Source organism: Bradyrhizobium sp. NBAIM18 (assembly GCF_020193825.1).
Lineage (GTDB): Bacteria > Pseudomonadota > Alphaproteobacteria > Rhizobiales > Xanthobacteraceae > Bradyrhizobium > Bradyrhizobium yuanmingense.
Genome location: NZ_JADYVO010000007.1, coordinates 1 through 19,356 on the forward strand (window position 1 = coordinate 1; position 19,356 = coordinate 19,356).

Here is a 19,356-nt window from a genome sequence, read left to right on the forward strand (position 1 = left end):
GGGGGCGCCGGGGGCCGGCGCAGGGGTCTGGGCCTCGGCGGCAAACGGAACGGCCAACGCCGTCGCCGTCAACAGGGCGAGAAGTCGCCCGCGCGGCCGGACGGACGCGGCCAAGTAACGGAAATTCATTGCGGAAAACCCTTTCTGAACGGGAAGTGCCCGAACCGCTCCGAAGCGCCGAACCTGGCCGCCTTGGGCGCGGCTCTCTCCCCGTCAATTGAGGCGGATAAGTGACGGGCTCGACGCTCTTGCGCGATTGGGTGCCTTCTTAACGTGGCCGACGAAAAGATCAATGCCGACAAGCGTCTTTGGCCGGTCTGGCGCGAAAGCCCCATCAAATTCCCTGTGATAAGATTCGCCCGACGGTCCTCGAATCACCTTGTGCCGATGTTCATGTTCCAGCGCCTCTTCGAGGGCCCCGGCCTCCGCCTCTATACGCTTGCCCTTGCGCTTGCCGGGATGCTGTCGGCGGGCACCGCCGCGGCCGAGGAGGCCCATGCGATCGCCATGCACGGCAAGCCGGCGATGCCCGCCGGCTTCAGCCACATGCCTTACGCCGACCCCGATGCCCCCAAGGGCGGGCGCCTGACCTGGGGCATTCTCGGCACCTTCGACAGCCTCAATCCCTTCATCGTGAGGGGATTGGCGGTGCAGCCGGTCCGCAACTACGTGGTCGAGAGCCTGCTGGCGCGCGGGCAGGACGAGCCGTTCACGCTTTATGGCCTGCTCGCCAAGACCGTCGAAACCAATGACGAGCGAAGCTTCGTCACTTTCCGTCTCAATCCCCGCGCGCGCTTCTCCGACGGCAAGCAGGTCACGGCCGAGGACGTGCTGTTCTCCTGGCAGCTGCTACGCGACCACGGCCGCCCCAATCACCGGCAGTACTACGGCAAGGTCGCCAAGGCCGAAGCGCCCGACCCCCTCACCGTCCGATTCGACCTGACAGGCGCCAACGACCGCGAGCTGCCGCTGATTCTCGGCCTGATGCCGATCCTGCCGAAGCACGCGATCGACGTCGCGACCTTCGAGGAAACGACGCTGACCGCGCCGATTGGCTCGGGCCCCTATCGCGTCACCGCGGTGAAGCCCGGCGCCAGCGTGACACTTGCGCGCAATCCCGATTATTGGGGCCGCGACCTCGCCATCAATCGCGGGCTCTACAATTTCGACGAGATCCGGCTCGACTATTTTCGCGAGGCCAACGGGCAGTTCGAGGCGTTCAAGCGCGGCCTCTACGATTTCCGCGTCGAGCACGAGCCGCTGCGCTGGCACGACGGCTACGATTTTCCGGCCGCCAAAAGCGGCGAGGTGATCCGCGACACCGTCAAGCCCGGCCTGCCGCAGCCGTCCGAATTCCTGGTGTTCAACACCCGCCGTCCTGTCTTCGCCGACATCCGCGTGCGGCAGGCTCTGACGCTGCTGCTCGATTTCGAGCTGGTCAACCGCAGCTATTTCTTCGGGCTCTATTCGCGCGTGGCCGGCTATTTCGCCGGCTCGGAGCTGTCGGCCTATGGCAAGCCTGCGGATGCGCGCGAGCGTGAGCTGCTCAAACCGTTCGCCGCACGGATTCCGCCCGACATCCTGGACGGCAGCTACCGCCTGCCGGTCACTGACGGATCAGGCCGCGACCGCACCACGCTGCGCGCCGCGCTGAAGCTGCTGTCGCAGGCCGGCTACGATCTCGAGGGCACCGTGCTGCGCAACCGCGCGACCAAGGCCCCCTTCACCTTCGAGATCATGGTCACGACGCGCGACCAGGAGCGCATCGCGCTCGCCTTCCAGCGCGACCTCAGGCGCGCCGGCATCGAGGCCAGCGTTCGCTCCGTCGATCCGGTGCAATTCGACCAGCGCCGGCTCGCCTACGAGTTCGACATGATCCAGAACCGCTGGGACCAGTCGCTGTCGCCCGGCAACGAGCAGTACTTCTATTGGGGCAGTGCGGCGGCGGACAATCCGGGCACCCGCAACTACATGGGCGCCAGGGATCCCGCCGTCGATGCCATGATCGCCGCCCTGCTCGAGGCCCGTGAACATACGGATTTCGTTTCGGCGGTGCGCGCGCTCGACCGCGCCCTCATCGCGGGCTTCTATACAATCCCGCTGTTTAACGTATCGGAGCAATGGATCGCGCGCTGGAATCGGATAGAACGGCCCAAGACCACCTCGCTCTCGGGCTATTTGCCCGAGACCTGGTGGTCGAAGGGGCAGCCGCAAGCTCATCAAGCGAAGTGACGCCGTGAACCAGCCAGCAATATCGCCGACGCTCGACACATTGTTTCAGCGCACGCTGATGCGGCAGCCGCACGCAACCGCCCTGCTCGATCCGCTCAACAAGGCACGCATCACCGGGCACCAGCCGCGGCGGATGACCTATACCGAGGCCGATACCGCCATCGAGGCGCTGTCGGCGCATTTCGTCGAATCGGGCCTGCCCGCCAATTCCGTGATCGCGATCCAGCTGCCCAACACGGTCGAGTTCGTGCTGACCGTGCTCGCGGCCCATCGCGCAGGCCTCGTCGTCGCCGTGCTGCCGCTGCTCTGGCGCCATGCGGAACTGACCGCAGCGCTCAACCGCACCGCCGCGCGCGCCATCGTTACCATGAGCACGGTCGACGGCGTCAGCTATGCCGATCTCGCCATGCACGCCGCGGCCGAGGCGTTCTCGATCCGGCACGTCTACGGCTTCGGAAGCGACCTGCCCGAAGGCATGGCTTCTCTCGACGACGTCCTGGCGCGCCCGCCAGGCACCACGCGCGCCGTGATCCAGGACGGCCGCAAGGCGGCCATGATCTCCTTCGACGTCACGGCGGAGGGCTTCCGGCCGGTGCCGCGGCCGCATTTCAGCCTGATCGCGGGCGGCCTTGCGATGTCGCTCGAGGCCGACATCAAGCAGGGCGCGACATTGATGGCGGCTTTCACGCCGATGTCGTTCGCAGGGCTCGCCTCCTCGCTCGCGGTGTGGCTGCTCTCGGGCGGCACGCTGGCGCTGCATCATCCGTTCGAGAACGATGTGCTGGAGCAGCAGATCAACGAGCACGAATGCGAGGTGCTGATCGCGCCGGCGCAGCTCGCGCTGCGGCTCGGCGATGCCGACCTCGCGGCGCGGATGCCCACTTTGCGCAACGTCATCGGCCTGTGGCGCGCGCCCGAGCAGGTCGCGGCGAGCGATCCCTGGATCGCGCCGCATGCGCCGCTGACCGACGTCTACCTGTTCGGCGAGGCCGGATTGTTCGGCGCCCGCCGCGGCGAGGACGGCATGCCGGTGCCGGTGATGCCGGGGCCGCACGGCGCTCCGCGCGAGCAGTCCGGCTCCTCCATCGCCGGCGAGATCCTGCTGACGCCGAGGGGTACGCTTGGCCTGCGCGGCGCGATGGTGCCGATCGCGGCCTACGCCCCGCCGCAGCCGGTCGGCGAGACGCTGACGGCGCAGCCGCCGCGTGACTATGTCGACACCGGCTATGCCGCGCGGCTCGATCGCCCGAGCGGCGCGATCTGCATCACCGCGCCGCCCTCCGGCATCATGGCCGTCGGCGGCTATCGCTTCCTCTCCAACGACCTGCAGGAATGGGCGCGCCGGCTCGGCCAGGGCGCGCTGCTCACGGCGCTGCCCGACCGCCTCTCCGGCCACCGGCTCGCCGGGCGCGCCCAGGACAATGCCCGCGCCCGCGAGGCGCTCAGCGAGCTCGGGCTTAACCCCCTGATGGTCGAGGCTTTTCGCGACCGCTCCGGGCCGGTCTAGGCACGGTTTCAGCGCCTGCGTTGACGCAGCATTAAGGCGGCCAAACTAGATTGCGGCGGCAAATTGTTGCGCGATCAGAGTTTTTACATGTCCCAGGCGGGCCCGATCCTGTTTGTGTCCGATGCCGAACGCCCCGCCTTCGTGGCGGCGCTGGACGAGGCCCGGCTCTTTCCCGTCGTCGACACCGACTGGACCAGCGCGCCGCGCGCGGTCGAAGAGGTGCAGCCGGCCGCGGTTCTCGCTGCGGTGCATGCCGGGCACGAGCCGCATGTGACGCGGCTTGCTCAGAAGATCGCCGCTCAATCGCCTTACCTGCCCTTCGTGGCCCTGGATGCGGCGGGCACGCTGCCGCACAACGCCCTGCCCTTCTCCTCGCGCGGCAGCAATCCCGACCGGCTGATCGCGCGGCTCCGGGCGGCGCTGCGCGTGCGCACATTGCACGCAACGGTTCTGCGCCGGCTGCCCGAAGTGAAAATCGCGCTGCCGCAGGGCGATCCCGCACGCGATGCCACCGTGCTCCTGATCGGCCGCGGCGCGGCTTACCCTGCGCTCTCCGTCGCGTTCGGCGAACGCGTCGGCGTGGTCGGTGCGCTCTCGATCGAGGCTGCCGCGAAACACCTCAACACCCGCGATCTCGACGGCGTCGTGCTCGCCGAAGGTTTTACCGCGCGCGTGACCGATGCGTTTCTGACCGTGCTCGCCGAGGACACCCGCTTCCGCAGCCTGCCCGTGGTCGTCACCGCCCACCAGCTCACCCAGAGCTACGACCTGCCCAATCTCGAGCTGATCACCGGCGAGCCGCCGAGGATCGCCGCCAACGCACTGCCCTTGATCCGCCAGCACGCCATGGAAGCGCAGCTGAGCCGCACGCTGCGCTCGATCGATGCCGGCGGCTGGCTCGATCCGCGCAGCGGCCTACTCACGGTGGAAGCCTTCGCCCGCGATTTCGCCAAGGCGGTCGAGCAGACGCTCGCCCGCGGCGGCGGCCTCTCGGTCGCCCGCTTCGCCTTCGATCCCAACAATCCCCGCGCCCAGCTCGACGCCGCCCGCATCCTCAGCCGCCTGATGCGGCAGATGGATTTTGGCGCCGCGCAGAAGGACGGCTCGGTCATCGTCGTGTTCGCCGAGACCGACTTCCGCACCGCGCATATGATCGCCCGCCGCCTCTCCGCGGTGATGCGGCACACTTCCAATGGCAAGCACGAGATGCGCAGCGATCCCGTGGTCAGCGTGGACTCGCTGTCGCCGTCGGATACGGCACGGTCGCTGCTGGCCCGGCTGTCGGCGGACGCGTCCAGGGCGGCGTCTTAGCTTTCTCGCGGGCTGTCGCAATAACCACCGCCATTGCGAGCGCCGCGAAGCAATCCAGAATCCCTCCGCGGAAAGACTCTGGATTGCTTCGTCGCAAGGGCTCCTCGCAATGACGCGGTGAGGCCGGTGCCTCTACGCCGCTTTCTTGCTCTCGGCGAGCTGCGCCAGCTGCCGCATGATCTCCGTCGTGCCCGCGAGCCGCTCCTCCGGCGTTTCCCAGTCCTGCAGGAACACCACCTTCATGTCGGGGCGCACCTTGGCGGCCTGGCCGTAGCTGCGGATGAAGCTCACGAGGCGCTCGGGATGGGCGAAGGAATTGTCGCGGAAGACGATGACGGCGCCCTTCGGGCCGGCGTCGATCTTCTCGACATTGGCCCGGCGGCAGAACGCCTTGATCGCGGCGACCTTGAACAGATACCGCACCTCGTCCGGCAGCACGCCGAAGCGGTCGCGCATCTCGGCGCCGAAATTCTCGATCTCCTCCTCGGTGTCGAGATCGGCCAAGCGCCGGTACAGCGACAGCCGCACCGAGAGGTCGCTGACATAGTCCTCCGGAATCAGCACGGGCATGCCGATGGTGATCTGCGGCGACCAGCGATCGGCGGCGGGCTCGGAGACGCCGGCCTTGAGATTGACGATCGCCTCCTCCAGCATCGACTGATAGAGCTCGAAGCCGACCTCCTTGATGTGGCCGGACTGCTCCTCGCCGAGCAAATTGCCGGCGCCGCGGATGTCGAGGTCGTGCGAGGCGAGCTGGAAGCCGGCGCCCAGCGTCTCCAGCGACTGCAGCACGGTGAGCCGGCGCTCGGCCTGCGCCGTGATCTTCTGCTGCGCCGGCAGCGTGAACAGCGCATAGGCCCGCAGCTTGGAGCGGCCGACGCGGCCGCGCAGCTGGTAGAGCTGGGCAAGGCCGAACATGTCGGCGCGATGGACGATCAACGTGTTGGCGTTGGGGATGTCGAGGCCGGACTCCACGATGGTGGTCGACAACAGAACGTCGAACTTGCCGTCGTAGAACGCGGTCATGATGTCCTCGATCACGGCCGGCGGCATCTGGCCGTGCGCGACCGCGACCTTCATCTCGGGCACGTTCTTGTCGAGGAAGTCCTTGACCTCGGCGAGATCGTCGATGCGCGGCACCACGTAGAACGCCTGGCCGCCACGATAGCGCTCGCGCAAGAGCGCCTCGCGGATCATCAGGGGATCGTGCGGGGCGACGAAGGTACGCACCGCCAAGCGATCCACCGGGGGCGAGGCAATGATCGAGAGCTCGCGCACGCCGGTCAGTGCCAATTGGAGCGTGCGCGGGATCGGGGTAGCCGACAGCGTCAGCACGTGCACCTCGGCGCGCAGTGCCTTCAGCCGCTCCTTGTGGCTGACGCCGAAATGCTGCTCCTCGTCGACAATGAGCAGGCCAAGGTCGCGGAATTTGATCGCCTTGCCGAGCAACGCGTGGGTGCCGACGACGATGTCGACCGAGCCGTCGGCGATACCCTTCTTGACCTCGTTGAGCTGCTTGGTCGGGATCAGGCGCGAGGCCTGTGCGACATTGACGGGAAAGCCTTTGAAGCGCTCGCTGAAGGTCCGGTAGTGCTGGCGCGCCAGCAGCGTGGTCGGCACCACGACCGCGACCTGCTTGCCGTCGAGCGCCACGGCGAAGGCGGCGCGGAGCGCCACCTCGGTCTTGCCGAAGCCGACGTCGCCGCAGATCAGGCGATCCATCGGGCGGCCCTTTTCGAGATCCTTCAGCGTGGACTCGATCGCGCCCAGCTGGTCCTCGGTCTCGTCATAGGGGAAGCGTGCGCAGAACTCGTCGTAGACGCCCTGCTGCACCGGCAGCTTCGGCGCTTCGTGCAGCATGCGTTCGGCCGCGATCTTGATCAGCTCGCCCGCGATCTCGCGGATGCGGTTCTTCAGTTTTGCTTTTCGGGTCTGCCAGCCCGAGCCACCGAGGCGGTCGAGCTCGACCGTGGTTTGATCAGAGCCGTAACGCGACAGCAGCTCGATGTTCTCGACCGGGAGGAACAGCTTGGTCTCGGCGGCATAATGCAGCTCGAGGCAGTCATGCGGCGCGCCGGCGACGTCCAGCGTCTGCAGGCCGATGAAGCGGCCGATGCCGTGATCGACGTGGACGACGATGTCGCCGGCGGTGAGGCTCGTCACCTCTGAGATGAAATTGTCGAGCTTGCGACTGGCCTTGCGCGGCCGCACCAGGCGATCGCCGAGGATATCCTGCTCGCTGATGATGGCGATCTCGTCGGTCTCGAAGCCGCTCTCGAGGCCGAGCACCGCGAGCATGGTCTCGTTGCGCGGCGTCGCCTGCACCGTCCGCCAGGAATTGACGCTGGTGGTGTGGGCGAGCTTGTGGTCGCGCAGCATCGAGGTCATGCGGTCGCGCGAGCCTTCGGTCCACAGTGCGATCACGACCTTCTTGCGCTGCGCCTGCAAGGCCATCACATGCGCGACGACGGACTCGAACACGTTGACATTGCTGTCGTTGCGCTCCGGCGCGAAGTCGCGGCCCTTGCGCGCGCCGGCATCGACTACGCCGGTGCCGTCGGTCGGCACCGAGAACGGCGTCAGCCGCGCCAGCGGGATCGCACCGAGGCGCTTGCTCCATTCCTCCTCGGTCAGATACAGCCGGTCGGGCGGCAGCGGCTTGTAGATGGCGCCGCTGCCGGGATGCTCCATCGCCTCGCGCCGGGCCTCGTAATAGTCGAGGATCTGCTTGAAGCGCTCGCGCACGGCGTCCTCGGCCTGCGGCTCGATCGCGATCGCCGCGCCTTGCAGATAATCGAACAGCGTGTCCATCCGGTCCTGGAACAGCGGCAGCCAGTGCTCCATGCCGGGATGGCGGCGCCCTTCGCTGACCGCTTCATACAGCGCATCGTCGCGCTCGGGCGCGCCGAACTCGGCGACATAGCCCATGCGGAAACGGCGGATGGTGTCGGTGACGAGCTGAAACTCGGAGACCGGCACGAGGTCGAGCGAGCGCATGTCGAGCAGCGTGCGCTGGGTCTCCGCGTCGAAGGAACGGATCGATTCCAGACTGTCCCCGAAGAAGTCGAACCGCACCGGCTGCTCGAGGCCGGCCGGAAACAGATCCAAAATGCCGCCGCGCACGGCGTATTCGCCGGGCTCGCGCACGGTGGAGGAACGGTTGTAGCCGTTGTGCTCGAGCCAGGCGACGACCGTGTCCATCGGCACGACATTGCCCGGCGCGACCGACAGCGCCTGCGCCGCGACCAGCTCGCGCGCGGGCACGCGCTGCACCACCGCGTTCACCGTGGTCAGCACGATCAGCGGCTTGTCGCTGCCGGTGAGCGAGGCCAGCCGCGCCAGTGTGGTCAGGCGTTGCGCGAGAATGCCGCCATGTGGCGAGACGCGGTCGTAAGGTTGGCAATCCCAGGCCGGAAAGGTCAGCACCGGCAGATCGGGCGCGAAGAACCACAAGGCCCGTTCGAGCGACTGCATGCGCCCGCCGTCGCGGCAGACCACCGCAAGGCTGACCGCCGGCTTCTTCGGCCGCGCAGCGATGGCACGGGCGAGATCGGAGACGACGAGGCCTTCGGCACCTTCCGCGACATTGGCAAGCGTCAGCGCGCGGCCGGGCGTCAGCAGCTCGGCCGGAGATTTCATCCCCTGCTTCATGCGTTGCCGTCCGCGATCGGAAACGCCTTGATGCGGGCAAACAGCGCGCCGGCGACGTCGGCCGGCAGCACCTTGTCGCCGGTGATGGCGGCATAGAGATCGGGATCGTTGACCTCGAGCAAAGTCTCGAGCTGGCTCAGCTCGTCATCGGACAGATTGCCGATCTCAGCGTCCGCAAAGCGGCCGAGGATCAGGTCCATCTCGCGCGTGCCGCGGTGCCAGCAGCGGAACAGAAGCCGCTTGCGGCGGTCATCCAGCCCGCTGCTCGATCGTGTCGTTCCCGTCATGTCCCAAATCCAGTCAACGCAGAAAGCCCGGACGTGCCGGGCGGGGCTGATATAGGCGGTGGACCTCCAAATGTCAGCAGGCTTTTGTCGCCGGAAGCACACCGGCTGTGGCTTGCGGCTTCTCGCTTTCGCCGCTATGTGTCTGCCCCGATCCGGCGCCGCCTGGCGCGATCATCAGGGAGAAGGCTCGATGACGTCCATGTCTCGCCGCCCCGTCGAGGGCATCGCCTAAACTGCGCGTGCGTTGGCCGCGCCGTTAGGGAAACCACGCGCATCTCGCGCGTGTCGACGATCCCTATCTTCTGGAAGCTTTCAATGGGCACGTTTCCCAACGTGGACGGCCGCGCGCCGATCCACCTCTTCGCCTCATCCAAATCGTGGATCGAAGGCAATGCAACACTTCAACTGGAACAGGTCGCCGGCCTCCCCGGAGTCCGGTCGGTCGCTGCCATGCCTGATCTGCATCCCGGCAAGTACGGACCTGTCGGCTGCGCCATTCTGTCGGAGCGGATCCATCCGCAACTCGTCGGCTCCGACATCGGCTGCGGCATGGGCCTGTTCGAGCTCGACATCGCAGCACGCAAGCTGCGGCTCGACCATCTGGCCGAACGCATGCAAGCGCTCGACCAGCCCTGGGATGGCGGCGTCGAGGCCGCGCTTGCCGACGCAGACCTCGGCGCCAGCGTCTTCGATGCCGCCCTCGGCAGTATCGGCGGGGGCAATCATTTCTGCGAGTTCCAGGCTCTCGACGAGATCCTGGCGCCGGACGCAGCTGCACGCGCCGGCCTCGACCGGAACCTGGCCTATGTCCTGGTTCACTCGGGCTCGCGGGGTCTCGGTTTCTCGATCCTGGAGCGGGCCTTGCAAGGCGGACAGCCGTCGCTGTCCATCGGCAGCGACGCGGCAAATGCCTATCTGGCGGACCACGATCACGCGGTGCGATGGGCGAAGCTCAATCGCCGCATCATCGCAGAGCGGACCGGAGCGGCCGCGCGCGCCGGTCTGCGTCCAGTGAGCGACCTCGCCCACAACATGGTCGAGTGCCGGCCCAGCGCCGCCGGCGATGTGCTGGCACTGCATCGCAAGGGCGCCGCGGCGGCCGATCGCGGACTGGTGCCGGTGCCGGGGTCGCGCGGAACGCTGTCGTATCTGGTCGAGCCTTTGGCGGACATGCAGGCCGAGGCGCTTGCATCGCTCGCGCACGGCGCGGGGCGCAAATACGACCGTGCGTCCATGCATGGCCGCGTCCGGGTCAAGAAGTCAGACGTCGCAAAGCTGGAACGCAACCCGTTCGGCGGCATCGTGGTCTGCGCCGATCGCGGCCTGCTGGCGGAGGAAGCGCCGGACGCCTACAAGAGCATCGAGCGCGTCATCGCCGATCTCGTGGAGTTTGGTCTGGTGCGCGTGGTGGCTACGTTCCGGCCGCTGCTGACCTTCAAGAAGGGTCAGTCCACCGCCGCGGCGAGCGGCAAGCGCGACAAGAGCTGGAAGGAGGAGCGCCGATGATCCGCCTCCTGTTCACCAGCGGACGCGGTCCGGCGGAATGCCGGATCGCGGTCGGCAAGGCCGTTTCGGCGCTGACAGCCGAAGCCGCCGCGCTCGGGCTCGAAACCGATTGCGTCGAGGGACCGAAGCCCGACGGGCATGGTCCCGCCTCGGCTATCGTCGTCATCCATGGCGGGGCCGCGGCGGCGTTCGCCCAGCCGTGGATCGGTGCAATCCAGTGGGTGGCGCCAAGCCCGGTCCGGCCGCATCACAAGCGGAAGAACTGGTTCTTCGGCGTGTTCGAGCTTCCGGCAGTGCCGAATGCACCGAAGGCGCTCGCCGTCCAGGATGTCCGCTTCGAAGCCTTCCGGGCCGGTGGGCCCGGCGGCCAGCACCAGAACAAGACCGAGAGCGCGGTGCGCGCCACCCACATCGCGAGCGGTCTCTCCGTCGTGGTGCGGGAGGAACGCTCGCAGCACCGCAACAAGGCGCTGGCGTTGGAGCGAATGGCGGCACTACTCCGGCTGCAAGGTGAAGTGGCGGCCATCACCGCACAGAACGATGCGCATGCCGCGCACGATAGCCTGGAACGCGGGCGACCGGTGAAGCGGTTCAAGGGCAGCGCCTTCCGGGCATTTTAGTATAGGTTGGCGAGCGCCGGATGCGCCTCGCTATGGCTCCCGTCTCACCGCCTTGGAACGCCCCCATGACGAACGTGGTACAGATTTTCGGTTATCGGTTTTCCAACCCCGAATATGAGATTATGCGCTTTCAGGTGCGGCTTTCCGAAATTGCAAAGTCCCTGGGGTTTGAGATCGAAAGCTGGACAGACGAATTAGGCCCGACAGGTGCAATGTGCCTTCGGCTCCCCACGGGACGGGTGGTCGTGCTCATCGAGCGCCAACATTTGATTGATCACTATGGCGAGAAGGGGCCATACGTCCAAGTCGACGCCGCTATCCTTGCGGAGTTCGGAGCTGAGTCCTTGATAGACGAAGTTCTGACGAGTCTCGGTTTATCAGACCAATTGGTTGACTGGCGCGCGACCAGTGAGCAGCAGCAATATGCAATTGATTTCATGAAATGGGCGGCAGCTCACAAAATGGAAAAAGGAACCACTTGATTCCGCCTGCAATGACGCCGAGCTAGATCTCCCGATGCGCCCCAGCCTGCTCAATCCGCTGTTTGCTCCCGTGACCAGCCTGTCCGGCGTCGGTCCGAAGCAGGACAAGCTGTTGCAGTACCTGCTCAGCCGCAGCGAGACGCCGCGGCTGGTCGATCTGCTCTTGCATCTGCCGAGCCAGGTGATCGACCGCCGGGCCCGGCCGAAGATCCGCGACGCGGCCGTTGGAACCATGGTGACGCTGGAGGTCACCGTCGACCGCCACCGCCCGCCGCCACCGCGCAACGCACGCGCGCCGTATCTGGTCTACGCCAGCGACGATACCGCCGACGTGGTGCTGACCTTCTTCCGCGCCAAGCCCGGGTATGTCGAGAAGCTGCTGCCGGTCGGCGAGAAGCGCTACGTCTCCGGCACGCTGCAGATGTACGACGGCATCCCGCAGATCGTGCATCCCGACCGCGTGCTCGACGAGGAGGCGATCTCGAAGCTGTCGGGGATCGACCCGGTCTATCCGCTGACGGAAGGCCTTGCGCTGGGATCGCTCCGCCGCGCGATCGCGCAGGCGCTGCAAAAGCTTCCCGCACTGCCGGAATGGATCAGCCCGGAGGTGCTGCGCCGATGTGACTTCCCGCCGATCGCGGAGGCGCTCAATCGCGTGCACCAGCCGGTCGAGCTGACCGACATCCTGCCCGATCGGCCGTTCTGGTCGCGCCTCGCCTTCGACGAGCTGCTGGCCGGCCAGCTCGCGCTCGCCCTGATCCGCGCGCAGCTGCGCCGTCCCGCGGGCGTGCGCAATGCCGGCGACGGACATCTGCGCAACAAGATCATCGATGCCCTTCCTTACGCGCTCACACCGTCACAGCGCAACGCTGCGGCGGCGATTGCCGAAGACCTCAAGCAGCCGCTGCGCATGCTGCGCCTGCTGCAAGGTGACGTCGGCTCCGGCAAGACCGTGGTGGCGCTGCTCGCGGCCGCCGCGGTCGCCGAGGTCGGCAAGCAGGCCGCGTTGATGGCCCCGACCGAGATCCTGGCGCGCCAGCACATCAAGACCATCGCTCCGCTCGCTGAGCGCGCGGGATTGCGGGTCGCGATCCTCACCGGCCGCGAGAAGGGCAAGGAGCGGCGCGAGATCATCACCGAGCTCGCCGACGGCGAGATCGACCTGCTCGTCGGCACCCATGCGCTGATCCAGGACGATGTCGTCTTCAGGGATCTCGCGCTCGCCATCGTCGACGAGCAGCACCGTTTCGGCGTGCGCGAGCGCCTCGCGCTGACGTCCAAAGGCGAGGCTGTCGACGTGCTGGTGCTGAGCGCAACGCCGATCCCGCGCACGCTGGTGCTGACCTATTTCGGCGATATGGACATTTCCGAGCTGCGCGAAAAGCCGGCCGGCCGCCAGCCCATCGATACCCGCGCCGTGCCGATGAGCCGCATCGGCGAGGTCATGGAAGGCGTCGGCCGCGCGCTCGAAGCCGGCAAGCTGGTCTACTGGATCTGCCCGCTGGTCGAGGAGTCCGAGGCTGAGGGCACCGAGCATCTCACCAACGCCACCAAGCGTTTCGAGACCCTGCAAAAGCGCTTCGGCGATCGCGTCGGCCTCGTCCACGGCCAGATGAAGGGCACCGAGAAGGACCGCGTCATGGCCCAGTTCGCCGCGCACGACATCGGCCTGCTGGTCGCGACCACCGTGGTCGAGGTCGGCGTCGACGTTCCGGCCGCCACCATCATGGTGATCGAGAACGCCGAGCGTTTCGGTCTTGCCCAGCTCCACCAGCTCCGCGGCCGCATCGGGCGCGGCTCCGAAGCATCGACCTGCATCCTGCTCTATGGCGAGCCGCTCGGCGAGATGTCGAAGGCGCGGCTGAAAGTGATCCGCGAGACCACCGACGGCTTCCGCATCGCCGAGGAGGACCTGAAGCTGCGCGGCGAAGGCGACGTGCTGGGAGTGCGCCAGAGCGGCCTGCCCGGCTACCGCATCGCGCGCCCGGAGGTGCACGGCCAGCTGATCGCCCAGGCCAGAGACGAAGCGCTGCGGATCCTGAAGGACGATCCGAAATTAAAGGGCGAACGCGGCGAAGCGCTGCGGTGCCTGCTGTATCTCTATGAGCGCGACGAGGCGATTCCGCTGATCGGAGCGGGCTAACTTTGAGGCAGTGCCGCAAGGTTTCGTGACAGACGCAAAGGCACCGGAACCTCCACGTCATTGCGAGCGCAGCGAAGCAATCCAGAATCTTTCCGCGGAGGCAGTCTGGATTGCTTCGCTGCGCTCGCAATGACGTGTTGAGAGAGCGAGAATGCGCGCGATCAGACGTTCTTCCGCTCAATGCTCGCCGCGAAGGCCTTCATCAATCCCGCATCCACAGCCTCCCCCTTCGCATCCTCCGCCAGATGCTCGAACCACCGCGCAAAGCCCTCGTAGATCTGGCTGGCGGGATGATCGGGCCCGAGGAATCCTGAAATCTCCCGCATCTCGGCGACCCAGCGATAGGCCTTCGGGAGCATGTCGGGCAGCGCGACTTCGAGCCGCGCCAAGATGGCGGGCTGGCTCAGCGCGAGTTCGTCGCGCAGTGCATCGGCCGCGCCCGCCTTCGTGGCTGCGATCACCATCGCCGATCCGATGCCGGCGAGGCCCTTGACGATGCCGGCATAGGACATTTTCAACGCCGAGGCCGCGCCGACCGGGCCTTCGACGATCCGCACGTCGAGGCCAAGATTCCCAAGCACGGCAACGTCCTTAGCATGCTCGCCCGACATGTAGAAGGCCGGGCTCTTGCCACCTGGCTGCGGCGGAAAGCCGATGATGCTGGCATCGACGAATGGCGCCTGCACCGAGCCGATGATCTCCTCGATTCTTTGCACGGTATCGACATTGACGGCGTTGCAATCGACCACGACTGGCTTCTTCTCGCGCCTGACGATCAGCGCGGCCAGCCGTTCGGCCAGCGCGACGGCCTCGCCCGGCGGCACGATCGAGAGGATAATGTCGGCGTCCGCGATCGCGTCGTCCTCGGCGCCGACCATGCCGGCGTCCGCCGCACGTTTGCGCGTCGCCTCGCTCCGCCCCTGCAGCGACGTCAGCACGCGCGCACCGTTCTCGCTGAGGCGGCGGGCCACGGCGCTGCCCATCGCACCGGGGGCGAGGATCGCAATGGTTTTGGACATCGTGCACTCCAGGTCGAAGAATTCCGAGCGGCAGGTTCGGTCGACCTGAGACTAACAGAGGACGAATGCGCCCGCGTGAACGCGACCATCCCGCGGCGGAATGGCCCTACTCCGCCTTCGCAGGCTCGGGCCGGAGCGTGGAGGCATTGGCAATCCGCGCAGCATTCGCCATGCCCGCAAGCGCGGCCGCCTTCTTCGGATCGGGCGACGAGCCCGGCTGCACCACGCCGGCCGACATGATCAGCGTCGCGGCGTCCTCGGCGGTGAGATCGACCTCGATGATCTTGCTTTTGGGGACATAGAAGAAGAAGCCGGTGGTCGGGTTCGGCGAGCACGGCAGGAACACCGACACGTGCTCCTCCTGCCCCGGCAGGCTGCGCGAGATGTCCTCGTTCGGCGACTGCGAGATCAGTACGATCGACCACATGCCCGGCGAAGGAAACTCGACCAGGCCCACTTTCCGGAAGCTCGAGCCCTTGCCCGAGAACAGCGTCTCGAACACCTGCTTCAGGCCGCGATAGATCGCGCGCACCGCCGGGATCCGGCCGAGAAAGGTCTCGCCGACATCGACCAGCGTGCGGCCGATCAGATTGGCCGCGAGGAAGCCGACCAGCGTCAGCGTGAAGAATGCGACAATCAGTCCCCAGCCGGGAATGACGTAGGGAAGATAGGTTTCCGGCCGGTAGGCCAGCGGCACGAACGGCCGCACCACGCCGTCGACCCAGGTAACGAACCACCAGACCAGATAGAGGGTGATCGCGATCGGCCCCGTCACCACGAGGCCAGTCAGGAAATAATTGCGGAAACGGCCCATCAGGCCGGTATGCGGTTCCGGAACGGGATCAAGAGGCGCAGGCGCGTCGTCGCGGGGGGTCATTCGGGTTCCAGGTCGGTCGCTACCACAAGCTAGGGTCTTCTAGCAGGTTTTGGAAGAGAGCGGCCGATCGATATCCAGATTGCCTATTCCACGGTCACCGATTTTGCGAGGTTGCGCGGCTGGTCGACGTCGGTCCCCATCACGACGGCCGTGTGATAGGCGAGCAGCTGCACCGGGACGGCATAGACCATCGGCGTGAAGGCTGCTGCCATATCGGGCATGACGATGGTGACGAGGGACTCGACCGTCGCCTCCGCCGCGCCCTTGGCATCGGTCATGAGGATGATGTTGCCGCCGCGCGCGGCGACCTCCTGCATGTTGGAGACGGTCTTCTCGAACACGCGGTCGTGGGGTGCGATGACGACGACCGGCATGGTCTCGTCGATCAGCGCGATGGGGCCGTGCTTGAGCTCGCCGGCGGCATAGCCCTCGGCGTGGATGTAGGAGATCTCCTTCAGCTTGAGCGCACCTTCGAGCGCCAGCGGGAAGCTGGTGCCGCGGCCAAGATACAGCACGTCGCGCGACTTGGCGATCCGGTGCGCTAGCTTCTCGATCTGGAGCTCGCTCGTGAGCGCATCGGCCATCAGGCGCGGAACCTCGACGAGCCCGTGGACCAGCTTGGTCTCGTCCTCGTCCGACAATTCGCCGCGCGCCTTGCCGGCCGCGATCGCAAGGTTTGCCAGCACCATGAGCTGACAGGTGAACGCCTTGGTCGAGGCGACGCCGATCTCGGGTCCCGCCAGCGTCTGCAGCACCGTCTCGCTCTCGCGCGCGATCGTCGAGGTCGGCACGTTGACGACCGCGATCGTGTGCACGCCCTCGGCCTTGGCGTAGCGCAGCGCCGCCAGCGTATCGGCGGTCTCGCCCGACTGCGAGATGAAGATGGCGAGGTCGCCCTTGCGCAAGGGCGCCTCGCGGTAGCGGAATTCGGAGGCGACGTCGACCTCGACCGGCAGGCGCGCAAAGCGCTCGAACCAGTATTTGGCGACGAACCCGGCATAGCTCGCTGTGCCGCAGGCCGTGATGTTGATGCGCTGGATGTTCTTGAAATCGAACGGCAGCGCGACCGGCAGCGCGACGCGCTCGGTTGCCATGTCGACGTAGCGCGCCAGCGTGTGGCCGACCACCTCCGGCTGCTCGTGGATCTCCTTGGCCATGAAGTGACGGTAATTGGCCTTGTCGACCAGCGAGGTCGAGGCGGCGTGCCTGATCTTGTCGCGCTGGACGGCATGGCCGTCCTTGTCGAAGATCGCGGCGCTCTTGCGGGTCAGCACGGCCCAATCGCCGTCCTCGAGATAGCTGATCGTATCAGTGAACGGGCCGAGCGCGATGGCGTCCGAGCCGAGATACATCTCGCCGTCGCCGTAGCCGATCGCCAGCGGCGGGCCGTTGCGGGCGCCGATCATGAGGTCGTTGTCGCCGGCGAAGATGAAGCCGAGCGCGAAGGCGCCGCGCAGGCGCGCCAGCGTCAGCTTCACCGCTTCCACGGGCTTATTGCCGCGCGTGAGCAAATCGTCGACGAGATGCAGCACGATCTCGGTGTCGGTCTCGGTGTGGAACACCGTGCCCTTCTTTTCGAGCTCCTCGCGCAGCTCGCGGAAATTCTCGATGATGCCGTTGTGGACCACGGCGACGCGCTCGGTCGCGTGCGGGTGGGCGTTGTTGACGGTCGGCTTGCCGTGGGTGGCCCAGCGCGTGTGACCGATGCCGGTGGTACCCTTGAGCGGCTCGGCCTCCAGCCGCTTCTCCAGATTCTTCAGCTTGCCCTCGGCGCGGCGGCGCTCCAGGTGCTTGCCTTCGAGCGTGGCCACGCCAGCGGAATCGTAGCCGCGATATTCGAGGCGTTTGAGCGAATCCACCAATTGCTCTGCAACCGGCTCGCGCCCGAGAATGCCGACTATCCCGCACATGCGGATCACTATCCCCCAAATCGTCGAAAAATCGCCTAAACGACGCGCTTGGTTTTTAGCGAAAATCGCAGGGAACCAGATACTCAATAATTATTGCTGATTGAGACAGCACGGGCCCGCGACCGCTGCGTCGAATTGGCCGGCTTAAACCGCGCCCGTTAACTTATTGTCAATACATTTGGCCAACGATTCCGGTCAGGAGAACCAGGCCATGAAAGGCTCATCCGACCGCAAGGGTCTGTCGTCGATGTATCTGCGCGCCAGCGAGACCACGGGCACGCACCTTGCGCATTGGCCGCCGCCGCTGCGCGGCAAAGAGAACAAGCCCCTCTTCATCAAGCATCCCGAAGGCGAGCCGGTGAAGCGCGCCAAGCCGCGCGGCTGGCGCCTGACCCGCGCGATCTTCTCCGAATTCGCCGACGAAGAATAGCGCCGCTCACGTCTCCGGCTTCTTGCCGCCGGTCTTCATCTCGCGATAACGCGCCGCGCCGCCTTCCCGGATGGTCTGCGGGCTCCGCTCCAGCGCCATCGCGTCGTCGGGGACGTCCTTCGTGATCACCGAGCCCGAGCCGATATAGGCGCCGTTGCCGATCGTCACGGGGGCGACCAGCGAGGAGTTGGTACCGACGAAGGCGCCCTTTCCGATCACCGTCTTGTGCTTCTTGAAGCCATCGTAGTTGCAGGTGATGGTGCCCGCGCCGATGTTGGAATTGGCGCCGACGGTGGCGTCGCCGATATAGGAGAGATGGTTGACCTTGACGCCGGCCTCCAGCGTCGCCGCCTTGGTCTCCACGAAATTGCCGATGCGCGCGCCGTCGCCGAGCGAGGTGCCGGGCCGCAGCCGCGCATAGGGTCCGATCGAGACCTTCTTGCCGAGCGTAGTCTCGACGATATGCGAGAACGAGTGGATCACCGCGCCGTCCGCGATCGACACGCCAGGGCCGATCACCACGAACGGCTCGATCGTCACGTCCTTGCCGAACACGGTGTCAGTGGACAGATACACCGTCTCCGGCGCGATCAGCGTGACGCCGGCCTCCATCGCCGCCTTGCGCAAACGCGCCTGCATTACGGCTTCGGCCTCGGCCAGCTGCGCCTTGGTGTTGATGCCGCGCACCTCGTCCTCGCTGGTTTCGATCACCACCGACTCCCATCCCTGCCTGCGGACGATTTCGACCGCATCCGTCAGATAATATTCGCCCTTGGAATTGGCATTGCCGATCTGCCCGAGAATGTCGAGCGCACGGCGGCCGTCGATCGCCATCACGCCGGCATTGCACAAAGCGATCTTGCGCTCGTCCGCGCTGGCGTCGGCTTGCTCGCGGATCGCAACCAGGCGGTCGCCCTCGACGATGAAGCGGCCGTAGCCGGTCGGGTCGGCGGCGCGAAAGCCGAGCGCGGCAATGGCTGCGCCGCGGGCGAGCGGCGCGCGCAGCCGCGCAAAGGCCTCGGCCGAGATCAGCGGCGTGTCGCCGAACGCGATCAGGAGATCGTCGGCGCCGCTCGCGATCGCCTCGCGCGCCGCCAGTACCGCATGCGCGGTGCCGAGCCGCTCGGCCTGCACGAAGGTCAGCGCGTCGGGGCGGATGCGCTTGGCTTCATCCGCGACTGCCTGATGATCGGGACCGATCACGACCGCGAGCGAGGTGCCGGTTCCCTTGGGTGCGGCGGCGAGCACATGCGCGAGCAGACTCCGGTGCGCGACCGGATGCAGCACCTTCGGCAGGCTCGATCGCATGCGCGTGCCTTCGCCGGCGGCGAGCACGATCGTGAGGCTGGAACGGGCGGTCATCGAAATCCTGACAGCTATG

General features: G+C 66.6%; 14 protein-coding genes and 1 pseudogene. 8 read left to right on the top strand and 7 right to left on the bottom strand.

Annotation, left to right across the window (positions count from 1 at the left end; translation table 11 throughout):
- Positions 1–129, bottom strand: a pseudogene (locus I6F17_RS17120) (invasion associated locus B family protein); the annotation flags it as partial.
- Between the two features lie 258 nt (positions 130–387).
- On the opposite strand from I6F17_RS17120, the gene I6F17_RS17125 reads away from it, so the two are divergent.
- The 3 genes from I6F17_RS17125 to I6F17_RS17135 all read left to right on the top strand — a co-directional run bounded on the left by I6F17_RS17125 (position 388) and on the right by I6F17_RS17135 (position 5,050).
- A complete protein-coding gene (locus I6F17_RS17125) occupies positions 388–2,232 on the top strand; it encodes an extracellular solute-binding protein (RefSeq protein WP_225129365.1) in 1,845 nt (614 codons plus the stop codon).
- A gap of 4 nt (positions 2,233–2,236) precedes the next feature.
- Positions 2,237–3,739 (top strand): class I adenylate-forming enzyme family protein, encoded by a 1,503-nt coding sequence (locus I6F17_RS17130; RefSeq protein ID WP_225129359.1) that lies wholly within the window; start codon positions 2,237–2,239, stop codon positions 3,737–3,739.
- 87 nt (positions 3,740–3,826) lie between these two features.
- Positions 3,827–5,050 carry a hypothetical protein gene (locus I6F17_RS17135; protein WP_036039711.1) on the top strand — a complete coding sequence of 408 codons (1,224 nt, stop codon included), beginning with the start codon at positions 3,827–3,829 and terminating at the stop codon, positions 5,048–5,050.
- Between the two features lie 132 nt (positions 5,051–5,182).
- Here I6F17_RS17135 and mfd read toward each other — a convergent pair whose 3' ends face one another.
- Positions 5,183–8,701 (bottom strand): transcription-repair coupling factor, encoded by a 3,519-nt coding sequence (gene mfd / locus I6F17_RS17140; RefSeq protein ID WP_225129357.1) that lies wholly within the window; start codon positions 8,699–8,701, stop codon positions 5,183–5,185.
- A complete protein-coding gene (locus I6F17_RS17145; protein WP_036012510.1) occupies positions 8,698–8,988 on the bottom strand; it encodes a succinate dehydrogenase assembly factor 2 in 291 nt (96 codons plus the stop codon). Before I6F17_RS17145 ends, mfd begins: the two co-directional genes overlap by 4 nt.
- A 315-nt stretch (positions 8,989–9,303) precedes the next feature.
- Here I6F17_RS17145 and I6F17_RS17150 point away from each other — a divergent pair, with 315 nt between their 5' ends.
- The 4 genes from I6F17_RS17150 to recG all read left to right on the top strand — a co-directional run bounded on the left by I6F17_RS17150 (position 9,304) and on the right by recG (position 13,739).
- A complete protein-coding gene (locus I6F17_RS17150) occupies positions 9,304–10,494 on the top strand; it encodes an RNA ligase RtcB family protein (RefSeq protein WP_225129355.1) in 1,191 nt (396 codons plus the stop codon).
- Positions 10,491–11,114 (top strand): peptide chain release factor H, encoded by a 624-nt coding sequence (gene prfH, locus I6F17_RS17155; protein WP_225129353.1) that lies wholly within the window; start codon positions 10,491–10,493, stop codon positions 11,112–11,114. Before I6F17_RS17150 ends, prfH begins: the two co-directional genes overlap by 4 nt.
- 65 nt (positions 11,115–11,179) lie before the next feature.
- Complete coding sequence (locus I6F17_RS17160; RefSeq protein WP_225129351.1) at positions 11,180–11,596, top strand: hypothetical protein; 417 nt, start codon at positions 11,180–11,182, stop codon at positions 11,594–11,596.
- 34 nt (positions 11,597–11,630) lie between these two features.
- The gene (gene recG / locus I6F17_RS17165) at positions 11,631–13,739 is read left to right on the top strand and encodes an ATP-dependent DNA helicase RecG (protein ID WP_225129349.1); all 2,109 of its coding nucleotides are present in this window, start codon (positions 11,631–11,633) and stop codon (positions 13,737–13,739) included.
- A gap of 161 nt (positions 13,740–13,900) precedes the next feature.
- On the opposite strand, the gene I6F17_RS17170 is transcribed toward recG, so the two are convergent.
- The 3 genes from I6F17_RS17170 to glmS all read right to left on the bottom strand — a co-directional run bounded on the left by I6F17_RS17170 (position 13,901) and on the right by glmS (position 17,545).
- Complete coding sequence (locus I6F17_RS17170; protein WP_225129347.1) at positions 13,901–14,758, bottom strand: NAD(P)-dependent oxidoreductase; 858 nt, start codon at positions 14,756–14,758, stop codon at positions 13,901–13,903.
- A gap of 106 nt (positions 14,759–14,864) precedes the next feature.
- A complete protein-coding gene (locus tag I6F17_RS17175; protein WP_036012517.1) occupies positions 14,865–15,635 on the bottom strand; it encodes a DUF502 domain-containing protein in 771 nt (256 codons plus the stop codon).
- 83 nt (positions 15,636–15,718) lie between these two features.
- A complete protein-coding gene (gene glmS / locus I6F17_RS17180) occupies positions 15,719–17,545 on the bottom strand; it encodes a glutamine--fructose-6-phosphate transaminase (isomerizing) (protein WP_225129346.1) in 1,827 nt (608 codons plus the stop codon).
- Positions 17,546–17,756: 211 nt separating this feature from the next.
- On the opposite strand from glmS, the gene I6F17_RS17185 reads away from it, so the two are divergent.
- Entirely contained in the window at positions 17,757–17,975 is a 219-nt protein-coding gene (locus I6F17_RS17185; RefSeq protein WP_036012532.1) for a hypothetical protein, read from the top strand.
- A gap of 6 nt (positions 17,976–17,981) precedes the next feature.
- Here the strand turns inward: I6F17_RS17185 and glmU are convergent, their stop codons facing one another.
- Complete coding sequence (gene glmU, locus I6F17_RS17190; protein WP_225129344.1) at positions 17,982–19,337, bottom strand: bifunctional UDP-N-acetylglucosamine diphosphorylase/glucosamine-1-phosphate N-acetyltransferase GlmU; 1,356 nt, start codon at positions 19,335–19,337, stop codon at positions 17,982–17,984.
- Positions 19,338–19,356 lie beyond the last annotated feature (19 nt).